Origin of the sequence: Pseudomonas grandcourensis (assembly GCF_039909015.1) — a bacterium.
GTDB classification, from domain to species: Bacteria; Pseudomonadota; Gammaproteobacteria; order Pseudomonadales; family Pseudomonadaceae; genus Aquipseudomonas; species Aquipseudomonas grandcourensis.
This window is the reverse complement of record NZ_CP150919.1, coordinates 5,395,936-5,414,128: the sequence shown is the minus strand read 5'-3', so window position 1 is coordinate 5,414,128 and position 18,193 is coordinate 5,395,936. Positions and strand designations below refer to the sequence as shown.

The 18,193-nt window shown below is 57.7% G+C and carries 19 protein-coding genes; 13 read left to right on the top strand and 6 right to left on the bottom strand.

Features of this window, described 5'->3' with window-relative positions; genetic code table 11:
* Positions 1-124: 124 nt before the first annotated feature.
* Positions 125-502, bottom strand: coding sequence for a hypothetical protein (locus AABM52_RS24220; protein ID WP_046042266.1), 378 nt, complete (start codon positions 500-502; stop codon positions 125-127).
* Positions 503-855: 353 nt separating this feature from the next.
* Here AABM52_RS24220 and AABM52_RS24215 point away from each other — a divergent pair, with 353 nt between their 5' ends.
* On the top strand, positions 856-1,812 hold the full coding sequence (locus AABM52_RS24215; RefSeq protein ID WP_008054263.1) for a YihY/virulence factor BrkB family protein: 957 nt from the start codon (positions 856-858) through the stop codon (positions 1,810-1,812).
* Positions 1,813-1,814: 2 nt separating this feature from the next.
* Positions 1,815-2,354, top strand: coding sequence for a peptide deformylase (gene def / locus AABM52_RS24210; protein WP_154947525.1), 540 nt, complete (start codon positions 1,815-1,817; stop codon positions 2,352-2,354).
* 34 nt (positions 2,355-2,388) lie between these two features.
* Here the strand turns inward: def and AABM52_RS24205 are convergent, their stop codons facing one another.
* Complete coding sequence (locus AABM52_RS24205; RefSeq protein WP_347908550.1) at positions 2,389-2,808, bottom strand: GNAT family N-acetyltransferase; 420 nt, start codon at positions 2,806-2,808, stop codon at positions 2,389-2,391.
* 329 nt (positions 2,809-3,137) lie between these two features.
* Between AABM52_RS24205 and AABM52_RS24200 the strand changes: the two genes are divergently transcribed.
* The 4 genes from AABM52_RS24200 (at position 3,138) to AABM52_RS24185 (ending at position 6,622) form a co-directional block, all read left to right on the top strand.
* The gene (locus AABM52_RS24200; RefSeq protein WP_347908545.1) at positions 3,138-4,079 is read left to right on the top strand and encodes a fatty acid desaturase; all 942 of its coding nucleotides are present in this window, start codon (positions 3,138-3,140) and stop codon (positions 4,077-4,079) included.
* A 53-nt stretch (positions 4,080-4,132) separates the two neighbouring features.
* Positions 4,133-4,924, top strand: coding sequence for a PhnD/SsuA/transferrin family substrate-binding protein (locus AABM52_RS24195; RefSeq protein WP_347908539.1), 792 nt, complete (start codon positions 4,133-4,135; stop codon positions 4,922-4,924).
* Between the two features lie 139 nt (positions 4,925-5,063).
* The gene (locus AABM52_RS24190) at positions 5,064-5,612 is read left to right on the top strand and encodes a sigma-70 family RNA polymerase sigma factor (RefSeq protein WP_347908536.1); all 549 of its coding nucleotides are present in this window, start codon (positions 5,064-5,066) and stop codon (positions 5,610-5,612) included.
* Positions 5,609-6,622 (top strand): ABC transporter substrate-binding protein, encoded by a 1,014-nt coding sequence (locus AABM52_RS24185; protein WP_347908533.1) that lies wholly within the window; start codon positions 5,609-5,611, stop codon positions 6,620-6,622. The genes AABM52_RS24190 and AABM52_RS24185 overlap by 4 nt, the downstream gene beginning before the upstream one ends.
* Before the next feature lie 56 nt (positions 6,623-6,678).
* On the opposite strand, the gene gstA is transcribed toward AABM52_RS24185, so the two are convergent.
* Positions 6,679-7,281, bottom strand: coding sequence for a glutathione transferase GstA (gene gstA / locus AABM52_RS24180; protein WP_347908530.1), 603 nt, complete (start codon positions 7,279-7,281; stop codon positions 6,679-6,681).
* Between the two features lie 99 nt (positions 7,282-7,380).
* Here gstA and AABM52_RS24175 point away from each other — a divergent pair, with 99 nt between their 5' ends.
* Both AABM52_RS24175 and AABM52_RS24170 read left to right on the top strand, forming a co-directional pair.
* Positions 7,381-8,268 carry a LysR family transcriptional regulator gene (locus AABM52_RS24175; RefSeq protein ID WP_347908527.1) on the top strand — a complete coding sequence of 296 codons (888 nt, stop codon included), beginning with the start codon at positions 7,381-7,383 and terminating at the stop codon, positions 8,266-8,268.
* 400 nt (positions 8,269-8,668) lie between these two features.
* Positions 8,669-9,988, top strand: a complete 1,320-nt coding sequence (locus tag AABM52_RS24170; RefSeq protein WP_347908524.1) for a PAS domain-containing methyl-accepting chemotaxis protein — start codon at positions 8,669-8,671, stop codon at positions 9,986-9,988.
* A 73-nt stretch (positions 9,989-10,061) separates the two neighbouring features.
* On the opposite strand, the gene AABM52_RS24165 is transcribed toward AABM52_RS24170, so the two are convergent.
* The gene (locus AABM52_RS24165) at positions 10,062-10,697 is read right to left on the bottom strand and encodes a glutathione S-transferase (RefSeq protein WP_347908523.1); all 636 of its coding nucleotides are present in this window, start codon (positions 10,695-10,697) and stop codon (positions 10,062-10,064) included.
* Between the two features lie 389 nt (positions 10,698-11,086).
* Here AABM52_RS24165 and AABM52_RS24160 point away from each other — a divergent pair, with 389 nt between their 5' ends.
* Positions 11,087-11,335: a DUF6124 family protein gene (locus AABM52_RS24160; RefSeq protein ID WP_347908521.1), complete on the top strand. Its 249-nt coding sequence runs from the start codon at positions 11,087-11,089 to the stop codon at positions 11,333-11,335.
* Between the two features lie 163 nt (positions 11,336-11,498).
* Here the strand turns inward: AABM52_RS24160 and AABM52_RS24155 are convergent, their stop codons facing one another.
* Positions 11,499-12,386, bottom strand: coding sequence for a LysR family transcriptional regulator (locus AABM52_RS24155; RefSeq protein WP_347908519.1), 888 nt, complete (start codon positions 12,384-12,386; stop codon positions 11,499-11,501).
* A gap of 64 nt (positions 12,387-12,450) precedes the next feature.
* Between AABM52_RS24155 and AABM52_RS24150 the strand changes: the two genes are divergently transcribed.
* Together AABM52_RS24150 and AABM52_RS24145 are read left to right on the top strand one after the other, a co-directional pair.
* On the top strand, positions 12,451-13,377 hold the full coding sequence (locus AABM52_RS24150; protein ID WP_347908516.1) for an isocitrate lyase/PEP mutase family protein: 927 nt from the start codon (positions 12,451-12,453) through the stop codon (positions 13,375-13,377).
* Between the two features lie 78 nt (positions 13,378-13,455).
* A complete protein-coding gene (locus AABM52_RS24145) occupies positions 13,456-14,751 on the top strand; it encodes an SLC13 family permease (RefSeq protein ID WP_347908513.1) in 1,296 nt (431 codons plus the stop codon).
* A gap of 108 nt (positions 14,752-14,859) precedes the next feature.
* Here AABM52_RS24145 and AABM52_RS24140 read toward each other — a convergent pair whose 3' ends face one another.
* Positions 14,860-15,891: a LacI family DNA-binding transcriptional regulator gene (locus AABM52_RS24140; RefSeq protein ID WP_347908511.1), complete on the bottom strand. Its 1,032-nt coding sequence runs from the start codon at positions 15,889-15,891 to the stop codon at positions 14,860-14,862.
* 215 nt (positions 15,892-16,106) lie between these two features.
* On the opposite strand from AABM52_RS24140, the gene AABM52_RS24135 reads away from it, so the two are divergent.
* Together AABM52_RS24135 and AABM52_RS24130 are read left to right on the top strand one after the other, a co-directional pair.
* Entirely contained in the window at positions 16,107-16,640 is a 534-nt protein-coding gene (locus tag AABM52_RS24135; protein ID WP_347908508.1) for a gluconokinase, read from the top strand.
* Between the two features lie 81 nt (positions 16,641-16,721).
* Complete coding sequence (locus AABM52_RS24130) at positions 16,722-18,074, top strand: GntP family permease (RefSeq protein ID WP_007974485.1); 1,353 nt, start codon at positions 16,722-16,724, stop codon at positions 18,072-18,074.
* Positions 18,075-18,193: the final 119 nt, after the last annotated feature.

Below are 18,193 nucleotides of genomic sequence, written 5' to 3'. Positions count from 1 at the left end.
GGGGCTTTTTGTATCTGTAGGAGCGAGCTTGCTCGCGATGCTCGTTAACGATTACGCGTGTTTACTGGTTAAACGCAGCGCTCTTGAATCCATCGTCGGAACGCCGCCCGGAGCAAGCTCGCTCCTACAAGCGAAACGGCGCGAAGTTGACGTTGGTGCCCGCCGGGCGCATGTCCTGCAGGAAGGAGTCCTTGTCGGCGCTCAGTTCCAGGCTCAATGCCGCCTTGCGCTTGCCTTCATTGCGCACCACCAGGCCTTCGAGCTTCTCGCGCAGGAACACGGTCGGCACTTTCAGGTGCAGCAACTCGTCGGTGTCCGGCGTGTGCATCAGCAGGTGAATCCACTCGTACTGACCGATTGCAAGGCGCGTCACCGGGAGGTCGAACCACCAGATGTTGCGGTTACGGTTCAGTTCGGCGAAGTGGCAGTTGTTGACGCCAAGCACAGCACCGCCGAGTTCCTGGTTTCTGCGGGCAATGGCCTGCTTTTTATCGAGTTTCATAACGTTCCTACGGGATTGGATCTTCAGCGCCAAGGCCTGAATGTGATGCGCATTCTCAGGGGTTGGCCCGCAAACATAAAGCGCAACCTGCACTGAACGATGAAATGTCGTGGTGAAATAAATGAAACTCCCTGTAAAAGCCCCCGGTCAACCTTGTGTAACGACTTTCCTGCATTGAAATGTCTTTAATGAAAAGAAGACGCGGCCATCTTCAGATGGCCGTTTTTGTGTCAGCCTGAACTTGCACGCTGAATTTGTTTCAAAGTCGCCAACTGGGCTACCTTGATGAAAGAAAACAGCCCCTGAGTCGCCACGACTTCAACCCAATCCGTATGCGGCGAATGGAGACGCGAATGATTTTCCCGGACATGAGAGGCTTGCCCCTGCACCGTGTGATGATGCGCACGGTCACCGAGTTCATTGCCGACGAGATGTCGACCTATGCCTCGGCGCTGGCCTATCAAATGCTCTTTTCGCTGTTTCCGTTCATTCTGTTCCTGATTGCCCTGATCGGCTTCCTGCATCTGCCCGACTTCTTTTCCTGGCTGCGCCTGCAATCGGAACTCGTATTGCCGCCCCAGGCGCTGGAGCAGGTCAACCCGGTGATCGACCAGCTTCAGCAGTCCAAGGGGGGGCTGCTGTCAGTGGGTATCGTGATTGCGCTGTATACCGCCTCCGCCGGTGTGCGGCTGATGATGAGCGCGATGAACGCTGCCTACGACGTGGTTGAAGGGCGCCCGCTGTGGAAACGCTTTCCGTTGTCGATCATCTACACCGTCGGCATTGCCGGCATGCTGCTGATCGCCGCAGCGCTGATGGTGCTCGGGCCACAGGTGATGGAATGGATCGCTGCGCAAGTCGGCCTTGAGTACTTCATCGTCACGCTCTGGACCATCGCGCGCTGGCCGGTGATCGTGATTTTGATGATGGTCGCGGTGGCGTTGATCTACTACGTCATGCCCGACGTCAAACAGGAATTCCGCTTCATCACCCCAGGCTCAGTGCTGGCGGTGGTGGTATGGATCATCGCGTCCCTGGGCTTTGGTTTGTACGTCAAGGAGTTCGCCAACTACAACGCCATGTATGGCAGTATCGGTGCGATCATCGTGCTGTTGCTGTACTTCTACATTTCCGCTGCGGTGCTGCTGCTGGGCGCGGAAATGAATGCCGTGATCGAGCACATGTCGCGAGAGGGCAAGGACCCTGGCGAAAAAGTGGCTGGCGAGCATGGTCCCGTCCATGAGGAAAAACACCACGTGTCGGGGTTGGGCCGCGATCACTCACACAAACCGACCATTGATGAAACCTGATCATGATTCGTGAAATTCTGAAAATGGGCGATGAGCGCCTGCTGCGCATTGCCCCGCCAGTGCCGGTCGAAATGTTCGACAGCCCCGAGCTGTGGCAACTGATCGATGACATGTTCCAGACCATGGAAAGCGTGGGGGGCGTTGGCCTGGCCGCTCCGCAGATCGGCGTCGACCTGCAACTGGTGATCTTCGGTTTCGAGCACAGCGAGCGTTACCCGGATGCCGAGGCCGTGCCGCAGACGATCCTGATCAACCCGTTGATCACACCGCTGAGCCCGATCCTGGAAGAGGGCTTCGAAGGCTGTTTGTCCGTGCCTGGCCTGCGTGGCGCGGTGCAGCGTTACCAGCAGATTCGCTACGAAGGTGTCGACCCCAAGGGTGAACCCATCGTGCGTTTTGCCTCGGGGTTTCATGCACGGGTGGTGCAGCATGAGTGTGACCACCTGATCGGCCGCCTGTACCCGTCGCGCATTACCGACTTCAGCAAGTTTGGCTTCACCGAGGTGATGTTCCCGGACCTGGATCCCAACGCGGACGATTGACCCAAATCCACCACAAAACCACATTTGATCTTCATCAGGCTTGAGCCGGCTCCAACCCCATCGCAATCATCGGTTTGCTGCGCGCATAACGGCTTAACCGTTCAACCATCGCGTAAGGCATCGGCGGATCGAAAGTAAACCCGCGTCGCTCATAAAACCCCCGCAAGTCCGGATGGCAGAACAACCACACCGGCAGTTCGCACTCCTTCACCGCGGCCGCAATCAACCCGGCGGCAAGCCCTTGCTCGCGGCAGGCCGGATCGACCAGCAAGCCGGTCAGCCAATGCCCGCCGGACACCGGACGCAAACACAGCACGGCAACAATCCGGTCACGCCGGGCCACCCACAGCTTTGCGTCGCGCACGGCTTTCATCGACGATTGGTGAGTGCGATAGAACTTGTTCATCAATGGCCATAACGGCTCGTCAAGCAGGGCGTATTGGGTGTCGGGCATGGTCTCGGACTGTCGGTATGCAAAGCGGGCGATTATAAAAGAACGCGCGCGCCGGGATAGGTGTATACCTGATCTCACATCCCCATGAGTGGAGTACGCATCATGTCCAAAGGTATGGATTCAAAGAAATCGGCGAAAAAGAAACCGGTGAAAACCGCTATCGAGAAGCGCGCAGACAAGAAGGCCAAAAAGGTCGGCGTGTTCGGTCACTGATCCCGCATTGATTGATCGCTCCCATGCAACATGGGAGCGATCCTCCTGAAAATAATCTGCAAGATTTCCCAAAGCCATTGCACAGAAGGGGACTGGTCCCCGATCTGAGCAACGCCATGCCCCATTACTTTGATAGCGCCCACCAAGCAGAAATCGAATCCCTGCGCCGACGCTTCACCGCGCGCACCGAATGGCCGACCTGGTTGCTGTTGATCGGTGTGTATGGCGCCTGGTTTGGCATCGTGTTGAACAGCCATCGATTGGGTTTGTGGTGGAGCACGCTGTTGCTGATTCCATTGCTGGTGTTGTGGTTATCCGTGCAACACGAACTGTTGCATGGTCATCCCACACGCTGGCCAATCCTGAACAAAATCCTTGGCTACGCACCGTTTGCCGTTTGGTATCCGTACACCTTGTACCGCGATAGCCATTTGCTGCATCACCGCGACGAGGACCTGACGATCCCCGGTCGCGATCCGGAAAGCCGTTACCTGAGTGCCGGGCAGTGGCAGGGCAGCTCGGCGTTGGTGCGCAGCCTGCACTGGCTGAGCAAAACCGTGCTCGGCCGCTTTGCCCTGGGGGCACCGCTGGCCTTGCTGGCGCTGGCCCGTGAAGAGCTACAGCGCCTCAGGGCCGGCGAGCGTCAGGCGTGGTTGATGTGGTTGAGTCACGGCTTGATGACCGGGGTGATGTTGCTGTTCATCGCGAGTGTCAGTGTGCTGCCGGTTTGGCATTACCTGTTGTTGATCAGTGTGCCAGCGCTGTCGATCGCCATGATTCGCTCCTACTATGAACATCGCCCTCACGCGGCACCGGAGCAACGCACGGTACTCAACGAAGCGGCCTGGCCGTGGCGCTGGCTGTTCCTGAACCTCAACTTTCATCTGGTGCATCACGAGTTGCCGGGGTTGCCCTGGTACGACTTGCCCCGTGCATACCAGGCCCGCCGCGAGCAATGGTTGGCGCGCAGCGGTGGATTCCTGGTGCAGGGGTATGGGCAGTTGTGGCGTGAGCATGGCGTCAAAGCCATCGACAGTCCCAGGCATCCGTTTCACTGAAGTATGGATCACCTCCAATCCCACAGGGGATTGCGTTGCATGAGGAAGTTTTGATGACCCAACACATCGCCGAACTGCTGATGTACACCGCCCCCGAACCCATCCACCGGGCCAACGAACGCTGGCTGGCGCGAATCCTCGAGCGTCTGGGCGACACCCGCCGTGATACCGAAGGCCTGTCCCTGATGCAGATGTGGTTGTCGCCGAACTTGCTGCTGACACAAACCTGCGGTTATCCGCTGATGACGGCATTGCGCGGCAAGGTCCGGGTGCTGGGACGCCCTCGTTATGAACTGCCGGACAGCAGCAACGGCAATCATTGCAGCCTGATTCTGGGACGTCTTGATGATGCACGGCCAACCCTGGCGGATTTTCGCGGCAGCCGAGGCGTGATCAATGGCCAGGACTCCAACAGCGGCATGAATCTGCTGCGCCGCCGCTTGGCACCGCTGCAACGTGACGGGCGATTTTTTGCTCAGGTGGGAATCAGCGGCAGCCATCGCGAAAGCCTGCGCTGGTTACGTGAAGACCTTGCCGATCTGGCGGCCATCGACAGCGTGACCTTTGCCTATCTGGCACGCCATGCCGCAGAGGAAGTGGCCGGTTTGCGGGTGATTGCCCGCAGTGCGCTCAGCCCTGCCTTACCGTTCATTACCGCCGCGACGGTCAGCGATGAGCAGGCTGAAGCGCTTCTGCGGGTGATGAACCTGGCATTGCGCGAACTGCCGCAGGTTGCCGAAACCCTCGGTTTGCCAGAGGTACTGCCCGCCAACGAAAGCGACTATCAGATTGTGCTCGACTATCAGCGTGAGGCTGAGACGTTGGGGTATGGGGATTTGCGATAGAGGCCTGTCAGGTGTTCCTTTTAATTCTATAAATGAATATAAAAATAAGTTTTAAATATTATTAATGAATAAGGCTCCTTGCTAGGATTCGCCTCACCGGACCACCGGACATTCAGCGACCCCTAACCCAGGAGCCCCTATGTCCGGCGCCGATATTCTTCATCGCAAACACGTGGACGGCCTGTTCCGCGCTCACTACCACTGGCTCTGCAAACGCCTGCGTCAGTCCCTGAACGATGCCGCTGCTGTCGAAGACATTGCCGGCGAAACCTTCGTGCAACTGCTCCAGGCCCCAAGTCTGACGGCAATCCGTGAACCCCGTGCCTTGCTCACCACCATCGCCCGGCGCCTGCTCTATCAGCGCTGGCGTCGAGGGGATCTGGAGCGCCAGTATCTTCAGCAACTGCAACAGGCCGAGCCGGTCCACGCCGAATCGCCGGAGGCACTGGCTCAGGTGTCCCAGGCCCTGACCCGTGTGGATCACAGTCTTCAGCGGCTGCCCGGCAAGGTCCGCTCGACCTTCCTGTTGTCGCGGGTCGACGGCCTGACCTATCCGCAAATTGCCGCCGCGCTGGGCATCTCCCAGCGTTCAGTCAGCGACTACATGACCCGTTCCCAGGCCCTGTGCGACCGGCACAGCGCCAACCAATCACCGAACCGTCCCCTCCAGAACAAGAGGTCCGCATGAGATCGATCAAAACCCTGCTCGGCAGTTCGCTGCTGGCCCTGAGCCTGTTGTCCCACCCGGCATCGGCCACGAAAAAAGCGGCGCCTATCCACTTTGGCGACATCACCTGGGAAAGCGGCAGCCTCATCACCGAAATCCTGCGCCTGATCGTTGAAAAAGGTTACGGCTACCCGACCGACACACTGCCGGGCAGTACCGTCAGCCTTGAAGCGGCGCTGGCGAAAAACGATATCCAGGTCATCGGTGAAGAGTGGGCCGGGCGTAGTCCCGCCTGGGTCAAGGCGGCAGCGGATGGCAAGGTGTTTGGCCTGGGCGATACGGTCAAAGGCGCCACAGAAGGCTGGTGGGTGCCGGAGTACGTGATCAAGGGCGATCCCGAGCGCGGCATCAAGCCCTTGGCTCCAGAACTGAAATCCGTTGCGGACCTGGCGAAATACAAGGACGTGTTCCGCGACCCCGAAGACCCGAGCCGCGGACGCTTCCTCAACAGCCCGACCGGCTGGACATCGGAAATCGTCAACAGCCAGAAACTCAAGGCCTATGACCTGACCGCCAGCTACGTCAACTTCCGCACGGGGTCCGGTGCCGCACTGGATGCCGAGGTGGCGTCGTCGATCCGCCGGGGCAAACCGGTGTTGTTCTACTACTGGTCGCCGACACCGCTGTTGGGGCGATTCAAACTGGTGAAGCTCGACGAACCGCCGTTCGACGCCGAAGCCTGGAAAACCCTGGCCGACGCCAACAACCCGAACCCCAAGGGCACGCGCTCGATGCCGGCGAGCCTGGCTATCGGTGTGTCGGCACCGTTCAAGGCGCAGTATCCGGACCTGGTGACGTTCTTCGAGAAGGTCGATCTGCCGATCGATCTGTTGAACCAGACCCTGGGCCAGATGAGTGAAAAACGGCAGAAACCCCGCGAAGTCGCCGAGGCGTTTTTGCGTGAGCAGCCGCAGGTGTGGAAGGGCTGGGTGCCGGGGGAAGTCGCCACCAGGGTGAGTGCCAGCTTGTAGTTTTGTGTTGTCTGGAAGGTCGCCATCGCGAGCCTGCTCGCGATTGATCTAACGTCCTACGCCAATTCGGCGGCCAGTGCCGCTTTCACCGCCGGCCGCTGATTCACTCTGGCTTGAAACCTTGCCAACGCGGGCCACTCATTCAATTCAATGTCGAACAACCGAGCCCAACGCAACACCGTAAACAAATACACATCAGCAATGCCGAACCCGGCCGCCATCAAGTAATCCTGCCGCTCCAACGTCTGGTTCAACACGGCAAAACGCTTGAACAGTTTCGCCTTGATCAGCGCCTTCACCTCTTCGGTAAATCGGGCGTTGAACAGCCAGCCGAGCCCGCCATGAATCTCCGTCGAGATGAAGTTCAGGCATTCCTGTAACCGTACCCGCTCGAAAGTCTCCTGCGCAGCGGCCAGTTTTGCTTGCGGCTGTAGATCAGCCAGGTATTGCAGAATCGCCGGCCCTTCAGTCAGCACTTCGCCGTTATCCAGTTGCAAGGCAGCGACGTAACCCTTGGGGTTGATGGCGAGAAAGTCGTCGCCGTCGGCAGTGGTTTTGCTGATGTTGTCGACGCGGATCAATTGGAAAGGCAGTTCCAATTCGCGCAACACAATGTGTGGCGCCAGCGAGCAGGCTTCGGGGGCGTAATACAGCTTCATGGGGCGGGCTCTGGTTGTGGATTTACGCCAGTGTCATAGTGCACGGCGCCCCCGATAAAATTAATCTTTCAGAAAACTGCCATAAGGAAAGCTACTGCCATGATGAACCTGATGCACTGGCGAATGGTGGTGGCTGTGGCGGATACCGGCAACATCACCCGGGCCGCCGACCGGGTCGGCATGACCCAGTCAGGGGCCAGCCAGGCCTTGGCATTGATCGAGGAAAACCTCGGTGTTCAATTGTTCACCCGGGAAAACCGCCAAACCTTGCCGACGGCCATCGGCCTGGCGGTCATCGAGCAGGCGCGGACCATGCTCGGTGCGCTGCAAGCCATTCGCAGCACCGTCGAGGCCGCAAAAGGTGTTGAACGCGGGACGATTCGCCTGGCCAGTTTTCCCATGGTCCTGGCGACCTTTCTGCCGCCTTTGCTGCGCCGGTTCAATCGGCTTTACCCCGGCATTGAGGTGGTTGCCCTGGAAGTCAGCGATGACGAAGTGGAAACCCTGCTCGACGCGGGACTGGTGGATGTCGGCGTGGTGCTCAATCCGTCTGCCGAACGCAAGGCCAGTCCTTTGGGGCGCGATGCCTGGATGGCGGTATTGCCCGGTGGCCATCCGCTGGCGCGGCGCACTCATGAAGAGGGTGTCCGCCTCGACGAGTTGGTGACGCAACCTTTTGTGCTGGCCACGGGCGGTTGTTCGACCAATGCGCGAAGTCTGGCTGCCGATGCGGGGCTGCCACTGCAGGATGTGCGCGTCGAGGTCCGCGAGTGGCGCAGTGCGTTTACCCTGGTGCGGGAAAACATCGGCGTGAGCCTGGTTCCGGAGATGACGCTGCCGGGTAATCGGCAGGGTTTGCGCGTGGTGCCGGTGCTGCCGCGGATCGACCGTGAGTTTGCTTTGGTGGTCGCGACAAACAAACCACCGTCGGCGGCGGTGCAAGCCCTGCTGGGTATGCTCGACGGACGGCAACCACCCGGCAAGTAGCTGAATCGTTTTTGTCCTCAATGCTGGCCGACTAGTGGCCTTGCAAGCCCGAGGTTGCTGTCTATGATCAGCTGTAACTAATTGTGTCGACCGTGATGAGGCGGTCGATGTCTTGGCGAAAGAGTGCGCAATCGAAGGCACCAACACTTGACGACAAGGAGCTGTCCGCTAAATGGATTTTGTTGTGAACCTGTTAGGGCTGGCCCGCATGCGGGCTATCAAGAGAAGGATGTCTTGATGAGCGTGTCGCTGTAAGGACCCTCCGATTGATCATCAATTATCACCTGACTAGTCCTTCTTTTTGGAGGGATGCGTGTGCCTGTTCCGTGGAACGTAGTGGTGGATTTGAAAGACCTGCAACTTTCATCAATCAAAAAACCGCGCTGAAGGTGATACAACAATGTTCAACCTACATCACAAGGCTGACCTGCTGGAAATCGAACGATTCAGCTGTGCGCTGACTGAGGCTAATGCCAAGTTGGCGGCGATCAGTCGTTCGATGGCGATGATTGAATTCACCCCGGACGGCATCGTCATCGATGCCAACGAAAGCTTTTGCAATGCCATGGGCTACAGCGCCGACGAAGTACGCGGCAAGCATCACCGGGTCTTTTGTGAAGAGCAGTATTACCGCAGCGATGAGTACACCAAGTTGTGGCGCGACCTGGCGCGGGGCGAGCCGCTGAGCGGGACCTTTCTACGCTTGCACAAAAGCGGCCGGGAGATTTGGCTCGAAGCCAGCTACATGCCGGTGCTGGGCCCCGACCGGCAGGTGAAAAGTGTGATCAAGGTCGCCACCGACATCACCGCACGGACCAACAAGGAACACGAAAACGAAAGCAGGCTCGCCGCGATCGGCCGCTCAATGGCGGTGATCGAGTTCACGCCCGAAGGCAAGGTCATCTCCGCCAACGAGAACTTCCTGAAAACCATGCAGTACTCGCTCAACGAAGTGGTGGGGCAGCATCACAGCCTGTTCTGCCACCGTGCCGAAGCCGAGTCCCAGGGTTACCGGAATTTCTGGGCTTCGCTCAACCGCGGCGAATATCACTCCCATCGTTTCGAGCGCAGGAACAAGCAAGGTCAGACAATATTCCTGGAAGCGTCCTACAACCCATTGTTCGACGCCAAGGGGCGGTTGTACAAAGTGGTCAAGTTCGCCAGCGATATCACCCACCAGATGACCACCCTGCAAACCGCCGCAGAATCGGCCCACAGCACTTCGGTGCAAAACGACGTCTGCGCGCGCAAGGGTTCCGAGGTGGTGCAGCAGACAGTGCAGATCATCCAGGACATTTCCCGGGACTTGAACGAGGCGGCACTGAGCATCGATGCCGTGAGCAAACAGTCCGACATCATCGGCACCATCGTGCAGACGATTCGCGGCATTGCCGATCAGACCAACCTGCTGGCGCTCAACGCGGCGATCGAAGCGGCCCGCGCCGGTGAGCACGGGCGCGGATTTGCGGTGGTGGCCGATGAAGTGCGCAGCCTCGCGGCGCGCACCAGTCAGGCGACGCTGGAGATTGTCGAGGTGGTGCGCAAGAACCACGATTTGTCGTTGAGTGCGGTGTCGAGCATGCAATCGAGCCTGAGTCGAACCGGGCTCGGCGTTGAATTGGCGAACGAGGCAGGGGAGGTGATTCTGGAAATCCAGCAGGGTTCGCGGCATGTGGTGGATGCGATCAGTCAGTTCAATTCGACGTTGCAATTGAACTAGTCGCGGTAAATGAAAAAGGGTTCCGGTAGAGGGACCCTTTTTTATTGTGCGGCGGGCGGCAACCTGTGGCCATTCAGGGCAAGCCGTTGCAGCCGTGCTTGAGGAACCCCGGACGCTGCGCCAGGCGCTGGAAATACTCATCGACGGCGGGGTAGTCAGGCCGGTCGATCGGCGTCATCAGCCAGCGGTTGACCGACAAGCCGATGACAACGTCGGCCAGGGTAAAGTGTGGTCCGGCGACATACGCCTTGGTGGTCGCGAGTTGATGTTCGAGGATGCCCATCTTCTGGTTCCAGCCGCGGATGCCGACTTCCAGGCGATGGGCGTCCTGGAACTCCGGGTCCTTGCGCACCAGCGCCATGAACGCATAGCTCCAGGACGGATTGAGCTCGGTGGCTTGCCAGTCCATCCACTGTTCAACCCGGGCGCGTGCCGCCGGTTCGCCAGGCAGCAGATCATGCTGGTGTTGGTGTTTGCCGGCCAGATAGCGACAGATGGTATTGGATTCCCACAACACGCCGGCCTCATCGATGATCACTGGCACCTGTGCGTTGGGATTGAAGCGCAGGAACTCGGGGCTGTGGGTGGACGCGAAGCCACTGCCCCAGTCCTCGCGTTCGTAGGTTATGCCCAGCTCCTCACAGGTCCACAGGACTTTTCGGACGTTGATGGACGAGGCTTTGCCGAGAATCTTCAGGGTGTGTTCCATTTGAGCAACTCCATCGCGAATGGCGTGTATGTAATTGTAGGAGCGGTCTGAAGGAAAGGGGTTTCATCAGGTTTCCGCAGGCTACGGTTTCTTGCTCCATTGCCTACAACTACGCCAGAATCCGCCGGCTTGTGCGCCTGGTATCCGGACTCTATCGTTCCGCGTCGCTGCAAATTCAGCGATCGGGTCTAGCAGCCTGGATACTTTAGACGCATGACGCCCATCCTTCGTGATCTTGCCTGTCAGTTCACGTTATGGCGGTTGTGCGTGGGAAGACCTTCGGGTCTACCGGGTACTAGAGTCCTGGTCTGCTAGCCCGCGCACAGCTGCCACCTTGTTTTTCGTCTAGCAGCGAACTGTGGCAGCTCCATCACTCCAGGAGCATCACCATGTTCAAACCCACGCCCAACCCCCCGCGCAATCCCAGCCCGATGTTCTCCATCTCACCCGGCATCAATAACGAGACTCTGTTGGCGCACGCCTGCGAATCGTTGGCCTCGGCGAGCGTCATGACCAGTGACTTTGCTGCTTTTCTGGAAGGTAGCCAGCGCAATACGGCATTGGCGATTGCACAGATCATCATGCTGGCCGAGTTGGCGGTGAACCGGGTGCTGGATAACCTCGATCCGCAGCAATAGTGTGCAGCTGTGGTGAGGGAGCAATCTCCTTCACCACAATGGACAGTGTTGATTCAGGTGCTCTGGAGAACCTTCAACCCAACCCCCATTTTTTTGTCGCGCTGCGGGTCTTGGGCAAGCAGTTGCAGCCCGGGAATAATATGATCTGTATCCGGAGGATCAACTACGGAGTTTCGATTCTCGTCGAACTGATCAGATCTTTGACTACGGTTGACTGATTCGCTTTTCGCGTGGCCAATCCAAGTATCGCCTTCGGCCAATCAAGCCGAAGTGCTCTGTAGTGCAGGTCAGCGCGTTGAATTCGCTGCATCGATGCGGGTACCACCGCAATACCCATCCCGGCAGATACCAGGTTTACAGCGGAAGATAGTTGGGGTGCCTGCTGACGGATGGTCGGATTGAACCCGGATTGCCGGCAAGCGGCCACGATATCCGCACTCAGCCCATAACCGGATTTGCGTGAATACAGGATGAAGTTCTCCTGCCGTAAATCAGCAAGCGACAGGCGCTTGCGTGACGTTAATGGGTGGCCATCAGGCAGGACAACAATAAGCGGTTCTTCGGATAAGGTGATGAAGTCAATGTCGCCGCCCATAGCAAACGGAGGCCTGACAAACGCGGCGTCAATTTCTCCACGGCCGAGCCTGGAAATAAGCGATTCGCTATCGTTCTCCTCAAGGTTTACCTCCACCTTGGGGTGTTGTCGCTGGTAACGGCTGATCAAACCGGTGACGGTATCGTTGAACGAAGCGGATTCGGTGAACCCCAGGTTCAACGAGCCGATCTCTCCTCGTGCGGCGCGCCGCGCATTTTTTTGGGCGTCCTCGGCACGCGCAAGAATATCTTGTGCCGATATCAGGAATACCTTGCCTGCATCACTGAGTATGACGCCGCGTCCTACCCGGTGAAAAAGCGGCGTACCAATTTCATCCTCCAAATCACGTATTTGCTGTCCAAGCGGGGGTTGGGCGATCCCAAGTTGTTCGGCGGCTCGTGTGAAGTTCTCCGCCAGGGCCGTAGCGACGAAATAACGTAGATGCCTGAGTTCCAATTAGGACTCCAAAGATACCAATTGTGTATTTTCTAAATATTAGACATTTTGTTTGTGTGGCGCCATGCTTCTTCTGAACCAAGATACCGCCAGTGGTTTGGTCATAACGTTGACGGTCCGAGAATTAGGAGCATTTCATATGAAACCAACTCGACAATTGCGTGAAAAACTATCCTTGGGTTCTTCCGTGATAGCACCAGGCGCCTATGACGGTATATCCGCTCGGCTAGTTGCCATGGCGGGTTTCGACGCGGTCTATGCCAGCGGTGGTGCGATTGCGCGTGCTGCTGGATATCCGGACATCGGTCTACTGAGCTTCAGCGAAGTATTAGAACGGATCGAGAAAATTGTTGAAGCAAGTGGCTTGCCAGTGATTGCAGACGCCGATACGGGATTTGGGGGATCAGCCAATGTTCAGCGCACGGTTCGAGCTCTTGAGTGTGCCGGTGTCGCCGCCTTCCACCTTGAGGATCAATCGTTTCCCAAACGCTGCGGTCATCTGGATGACAAAAAGCTAATAGACGTAAGCGAGATGTGCCGAAAAATTCGGATTGCCCGCCATACGCGGATCGATCAGGACTGCATGATCATTGCCCGTACCGATGCAATTGCGACAGAAGGTTTTGAGTCAGCGTTAACCCGAGCCGAACAGTATGTGAAGGCAGGGGCAGACATGATTTTCGTAGAAGCCCCGGAGACACTGGATCAAATTCGCACGATTGCCCGACGTATCCCGGGACCAAAGCTGATGAATATGTTTTACGGCGGCAAGACTCCCTTAATGCCCATTGAAGAGCTGTCCTCCCTTGGCTATCAGCTCGTCATCATTCCTTCGGATATGCAGCGTGCTGCGATACATGCGATGCAAATTGTTTTGGCTGAAATCAAACGCTCAGGAGATAGCAGCGCCATGGCAGCTCAATTGACGAGCTTCGAGGAACGCGAAAAAATCGTTCAGACCAGCCGGTATCTTGCCTTGGACTTGTTATAAACCCGGCTATGAAGTCGGACCTCGGGAACTGAGATAATTCAAGACGTAAACCGAGTCCGCGGAACATGGGAAAGCAATATGGATGTTCAACTCATAACAGTGGCCGGTTTGGTAGCTGTGACAATCGCGCTATGGGCAACCCGTAGACTTCCAGAGTACTTGACTGCACTTTTGTTCTTCGCGTTCGCGATGATCCTCCATGTCGCTCCCGCTTCCTTGATCTTCTCTGGGTTTACCTCGGCCGCATTCTGGCTCGTTATCAGCGGCTATGTCATTGGAATCGCTATCCGCAAGACAGGATTGGCCGCTCGAAGTGCGAGGGTGCTCGCTACCCATCTTTCCAGATCATATCCACAAATGGTCTTTGGTATTGTCGGCCTCACTTACGCGCTCGCTTTTGTTATGCCTTCCAATATGGGGCGTATTGCGCTACTGATGCCGATTGTCCTGGCGCTTGCTGATCGAGTGGGTTTCAGGGAGAAAAGTCCAGGGCGTATTGGCCTTTCACTTGCTGTCGGCTTTGGAACCTTCCAGCTTTCAGCATCCATTCTGCCGGCGAATGTTCCAAATCTTGTCATGGCGGGGGCCATCGATACCACGTACGGGTTGCAGTTATCCTATCTGCCTTATCTGATATTGCATGCCCCCGTACTTGGCATCCTGAAGGGACTTGCACTATGTGCATGTATCGTCTGGTTGTTTCCAGATAAAGCGGGAAAAAGCATAGAGGTGGAACCTGCTCGCCCTTTGAGTCCTAAGGAAAAGAGGTTGGGTATCCTTCTTTTGATGACTCTGGGGCTCTGGCTTACCGACTCCTTACACGGCATTTCCCCTGCATGGGTCGGTCTCGGGGCAGCTTGCGTATGCCTCCTTCCACGAGTCGGCTTTGTATCCAGTGAAGAGTTTGGACAAGAGGTCAACCATCGGACGGCACTCTATGTCGCAGCAATCCTCGGACTCGCCGCACTTGTAGGACAAAGCGGCCTCGGAACATTAATTGGTAATGAAGTACTTACCCTCGCACCGTTGGATCCGGCTTCACCGTTCGGCAGCTACACCTCAATCGTAGGTCTTTCCACGCTGCTAAATTTTGTGGTTACAGCGAACGGTGTACCAGCATTATTTACTCCCTTGGCACAGACGTTAGCCACCGCATCCGGATTGCCTTTACTTAGTGTTCTGATGATTCAGGTCATCGGGTTTTCAACACCGCTCCTGCCTTACCAATCCTCTCCGATTGTTCTCGCTATTGAAATGGGAAAAATCCCTTTCATGGCAGCGTTACGATTGAGTCTTGCGCTTGCATTCATAACGTTTGTTGTATTGGTTCCCATCAATTACGGATGGTTCGTCTTTCTGGGTTGGTTACCATGATCCTGCCGTTTGCGTGAAGTGCGTCAAAACTGTGACCCGTTTTTATGGGAACTGATCCTGACACGGCAGACACGGCAAACTCCTTGAACCGTGTCGCCGAACGTGTCTTTAAGTACTCTCGCGCACCTTCAACTCAAACCCCATGTCCTGCACCGGCTTGGCCACGGTGTTGCCGGCCATCAGCGTCAGCATCTGCTCCGCCGCGCGACGGCCGATGGCTTCGCGCGGGGTGTTGATGCTGCTCAGGCGCGGGACCATGTGTTCGGACATGGGCAAGTCGTTGAAGCCGAGGATCGCCACTTGCTCGGGAATCTTGATCCCATTGCGCATGGCTTCGAGCAGGGCGCCCTGGGCCAGGTCGTCGTTACCGAAGAAGATCGCGTCGACATCCGGATGACTGGCCAGCAGTTGCAGGAACAGTTCGCCGCCGAGGCCGACGGAGGATGAGCGGGGCGTCAGCACTTCCAGGTCCGGGTCATACCGACCGGCCTTTTGCAGGGCCTTGCGGAAGCCTTCGCCGCGCAGCAAGGTGCGCTGGTCCAGCTGCGCGCCGATGTAGGCCAGGCGTTTGCGGCCGCGGGACAGCAAGTGCTCGGCAGCCGTTTCACCGGCGGCCAGTTGCGAAAAACCAACGCAATTGAGCCCGGCTGCGCTGTCCAGTTCCATCATGTAAACGCAGGGAATGTTGCTGGCTTCGATCATCCGCCGCGAACTTTCGGTGCGGTCGAAACCCGTCAGCAACAAGCCGCGCGGCTGATAGGCCATGTAGTTGCGCAGCAGGTTTTCTTCTTCATCTCGCGAATAGTGGAAGTTGCCGATCAGCACTTCGAAGCCCTTGGGGCGCAAAACCTGATGAATGGCTTCCAGGGTGTCGATGAACAGAAGGTTGGACAACGACGGCACCAACACCACCACCGAATGGCTCTGGGCCGAGGCCAGGGCGCGGGCGGCAGGGTTGACCACATAGTTGAGTTCCAGCGCCGCTTTCTGCACCTTTTCCACAAGTTCAGTGGCCACGGTGCTGACGCCACGCAAGGCGCGGGAGGCGGTGATCGGGCTGACGCCGGCCAATCGGGCAACTTCGTTCAGGGTAGGGCGGCCAGTGGTGCGGGTATTTTTATCGTTCTTGGTTGTGTTCATCGACGGCTTGCCAAACAAAATTCAAGGCACTAAGGTAGCGCTGTCTCGATGCAGCTGCAAATGCGTGAGCGAGGGTTCGCCTGATCCTCGCTTTTTGGCGTTGAGACCTAACCTGCTGCAACCCACAAAATGACAAGAAAGGCGTCGGCAACTTCTGCTTTTGGTCTAGTGTCATAACTGGCAAAGGTAGCGCTGTCTGCGCGCTGAGGTGTTACATGAATCATCCCATCACCGCCCTGGTCATCATGGGCGTTGCCGGTTGCGGCAAGACGTGCGTCAGCGAGGCCCTGTGCCATTTGAGCGGCGCCACTGCCATTGAAGGCGACTCTTTTCACCCTGCCGCCAATATCGAAAAGATGAGCGCGGGTATTCCCCTGAACGATGAAGACCGTGCCGGCTGGCTCGACAGCCTGTGCGATGAACTGCGCCGTGTCGACGCCAAGGGCCAGCGCCCGGTGCTGACCTGTTCGGCGCTCAAGCACGTCTATCGCGAACGTCTGCGCAGTGCCTTGCCGGGCCTGGGCTTCGTGTTCCTTGAGTTGACCCCCGAAGTCGCCGCCGACCGTGTCTCCCATCGGCCAGGCCACTTCATGCCGTCGACCCTGATCGACAGCCAGTTCGCCACCCTCGAATCGCCCGTCGGCGAGCCGTTGACCCTGGCGCTGGATGCTTCGACCCATAGCGTCGAGCAACTGGCGGCGCAGGCTCATGTCTGGTGGCAGGCGAACGGCCTGAAACAGGCGGTATGACTGTGTTTGCAAAGACAGCGCTGTCCTCACGACTTCTGATCAACCCGCTTTAATAACAACAACAACCAGGAGACACCCCTAATGTTTGGCATGTCCCACGAGACGTTCCTGCTGCTTGATGCAGTGGTCACGGTGATCGGGCTTATCGTCCTGATCACCAAGTTCAAGTTGCACCCATTCCTCGCACTGATCATCGCCGCAGCCTTCCTCGGGCTGACCTCCGGCATGCCGATCGGCACCATCATCAAGGCGTTCCAGGACGGCTTCGGTGGCGTGCTTGGTTTCGTCGGCATCATCCTGGCGCTGGGCACGATGCTCGGCAAAATGATGGCCGAATCAGGCGGTGCGGATCAGATCGCGCAGACGTTGATCCGCGCCTTCGGCAAGGACAAGGTGCAGTGGGCGATGATGTTTGCCGCGTTCCTGGTCGGCATTCCGCTGTTCTTCGAAATCGGCTTTGTGTTGCTGATTCCGCTGGTGTTCATCGTGGCCCGCCGCACTGGCGTGTCGATCATCAAGATCGGTATCCCGCTGCTGGCCGGTCTGTCCGCCGTACACGGCCTGGTGCCGCCGCACCCGGGTCCGCTGCTGGCCATTGGCGTGTTCGGTGCCGACATCGGTAAAACCATTCTTTATGGTCTGATCGTGGCGCTGCCAACGGCGATCATTGCTGGTCCGATCTTCGGTACGTTCATTGCCAAGCACATTCCCGGTCATCCGAACCAGGAACTGGTGGATCAACTGGCCCGCGAAACCGATTCGGCCGAACTGCCGAGCTTCGGCATCACGCTGGTGACTGTGCTGCTGCCGGTGTTCCTGATGCTGCTGAAAACCTTTGCTGACGTGGTGCTGCCCGATGGCAACATCTTCCGCGCTTTCATGGACCTGATCGGTCACCCGATTTCGGCGTTGCTGCTGGCATTGCTGCTGTCGCTGTACACCTTCGGCTACAAGCAGGGCATCGGTTCCAGCCAAATGATGAAGTGGCTGGATGCGAGCCTCGCGCCGACCGCCGCGATCATCCTGATCATCGGTGCCGGTGGTGGCTTCAAGCAGATGCTGGTGACCAGCGGCGTGGGTGATGTGATCGGCCACATGGCGGTGAACGCACAGATCTCGCCGATCCTGCTGGCCTGGCTGGTGGCGGCGGTGATCCGTATCGCGACCGGTTCGGCGACCGTGGCGACCATTACTGGCGCCGGCATCGTGGTGCCGGTGGTGGGGATGATTCCGGGGGTTAACCGTGAGCTGCTGGTGCTGGCCACCGGTGCAGGTTCCCTGATCCTGTCCCACGTCAACGACGCCGGTTTCTGGCTGGTGAAGCAGTACTTCAACATGACCGTGGCCGAAACCTTCAAGACCTGGACAGCGATGGAAACCATCCTCTCCGTGGTTGGCCTGGGCTTTATCCTGTTGTTGTCGCTGTTCGTCTAAGCGGTTCGACAGGTACAAAAAAACCGCAGCGATGCGGTTTTTTTGTGGGTGATCGATTTCAAGGACGGATACAAGACCCTGTGGGAGCGAGCTTGCTCGCGATGGCGTCGTATCAGTCA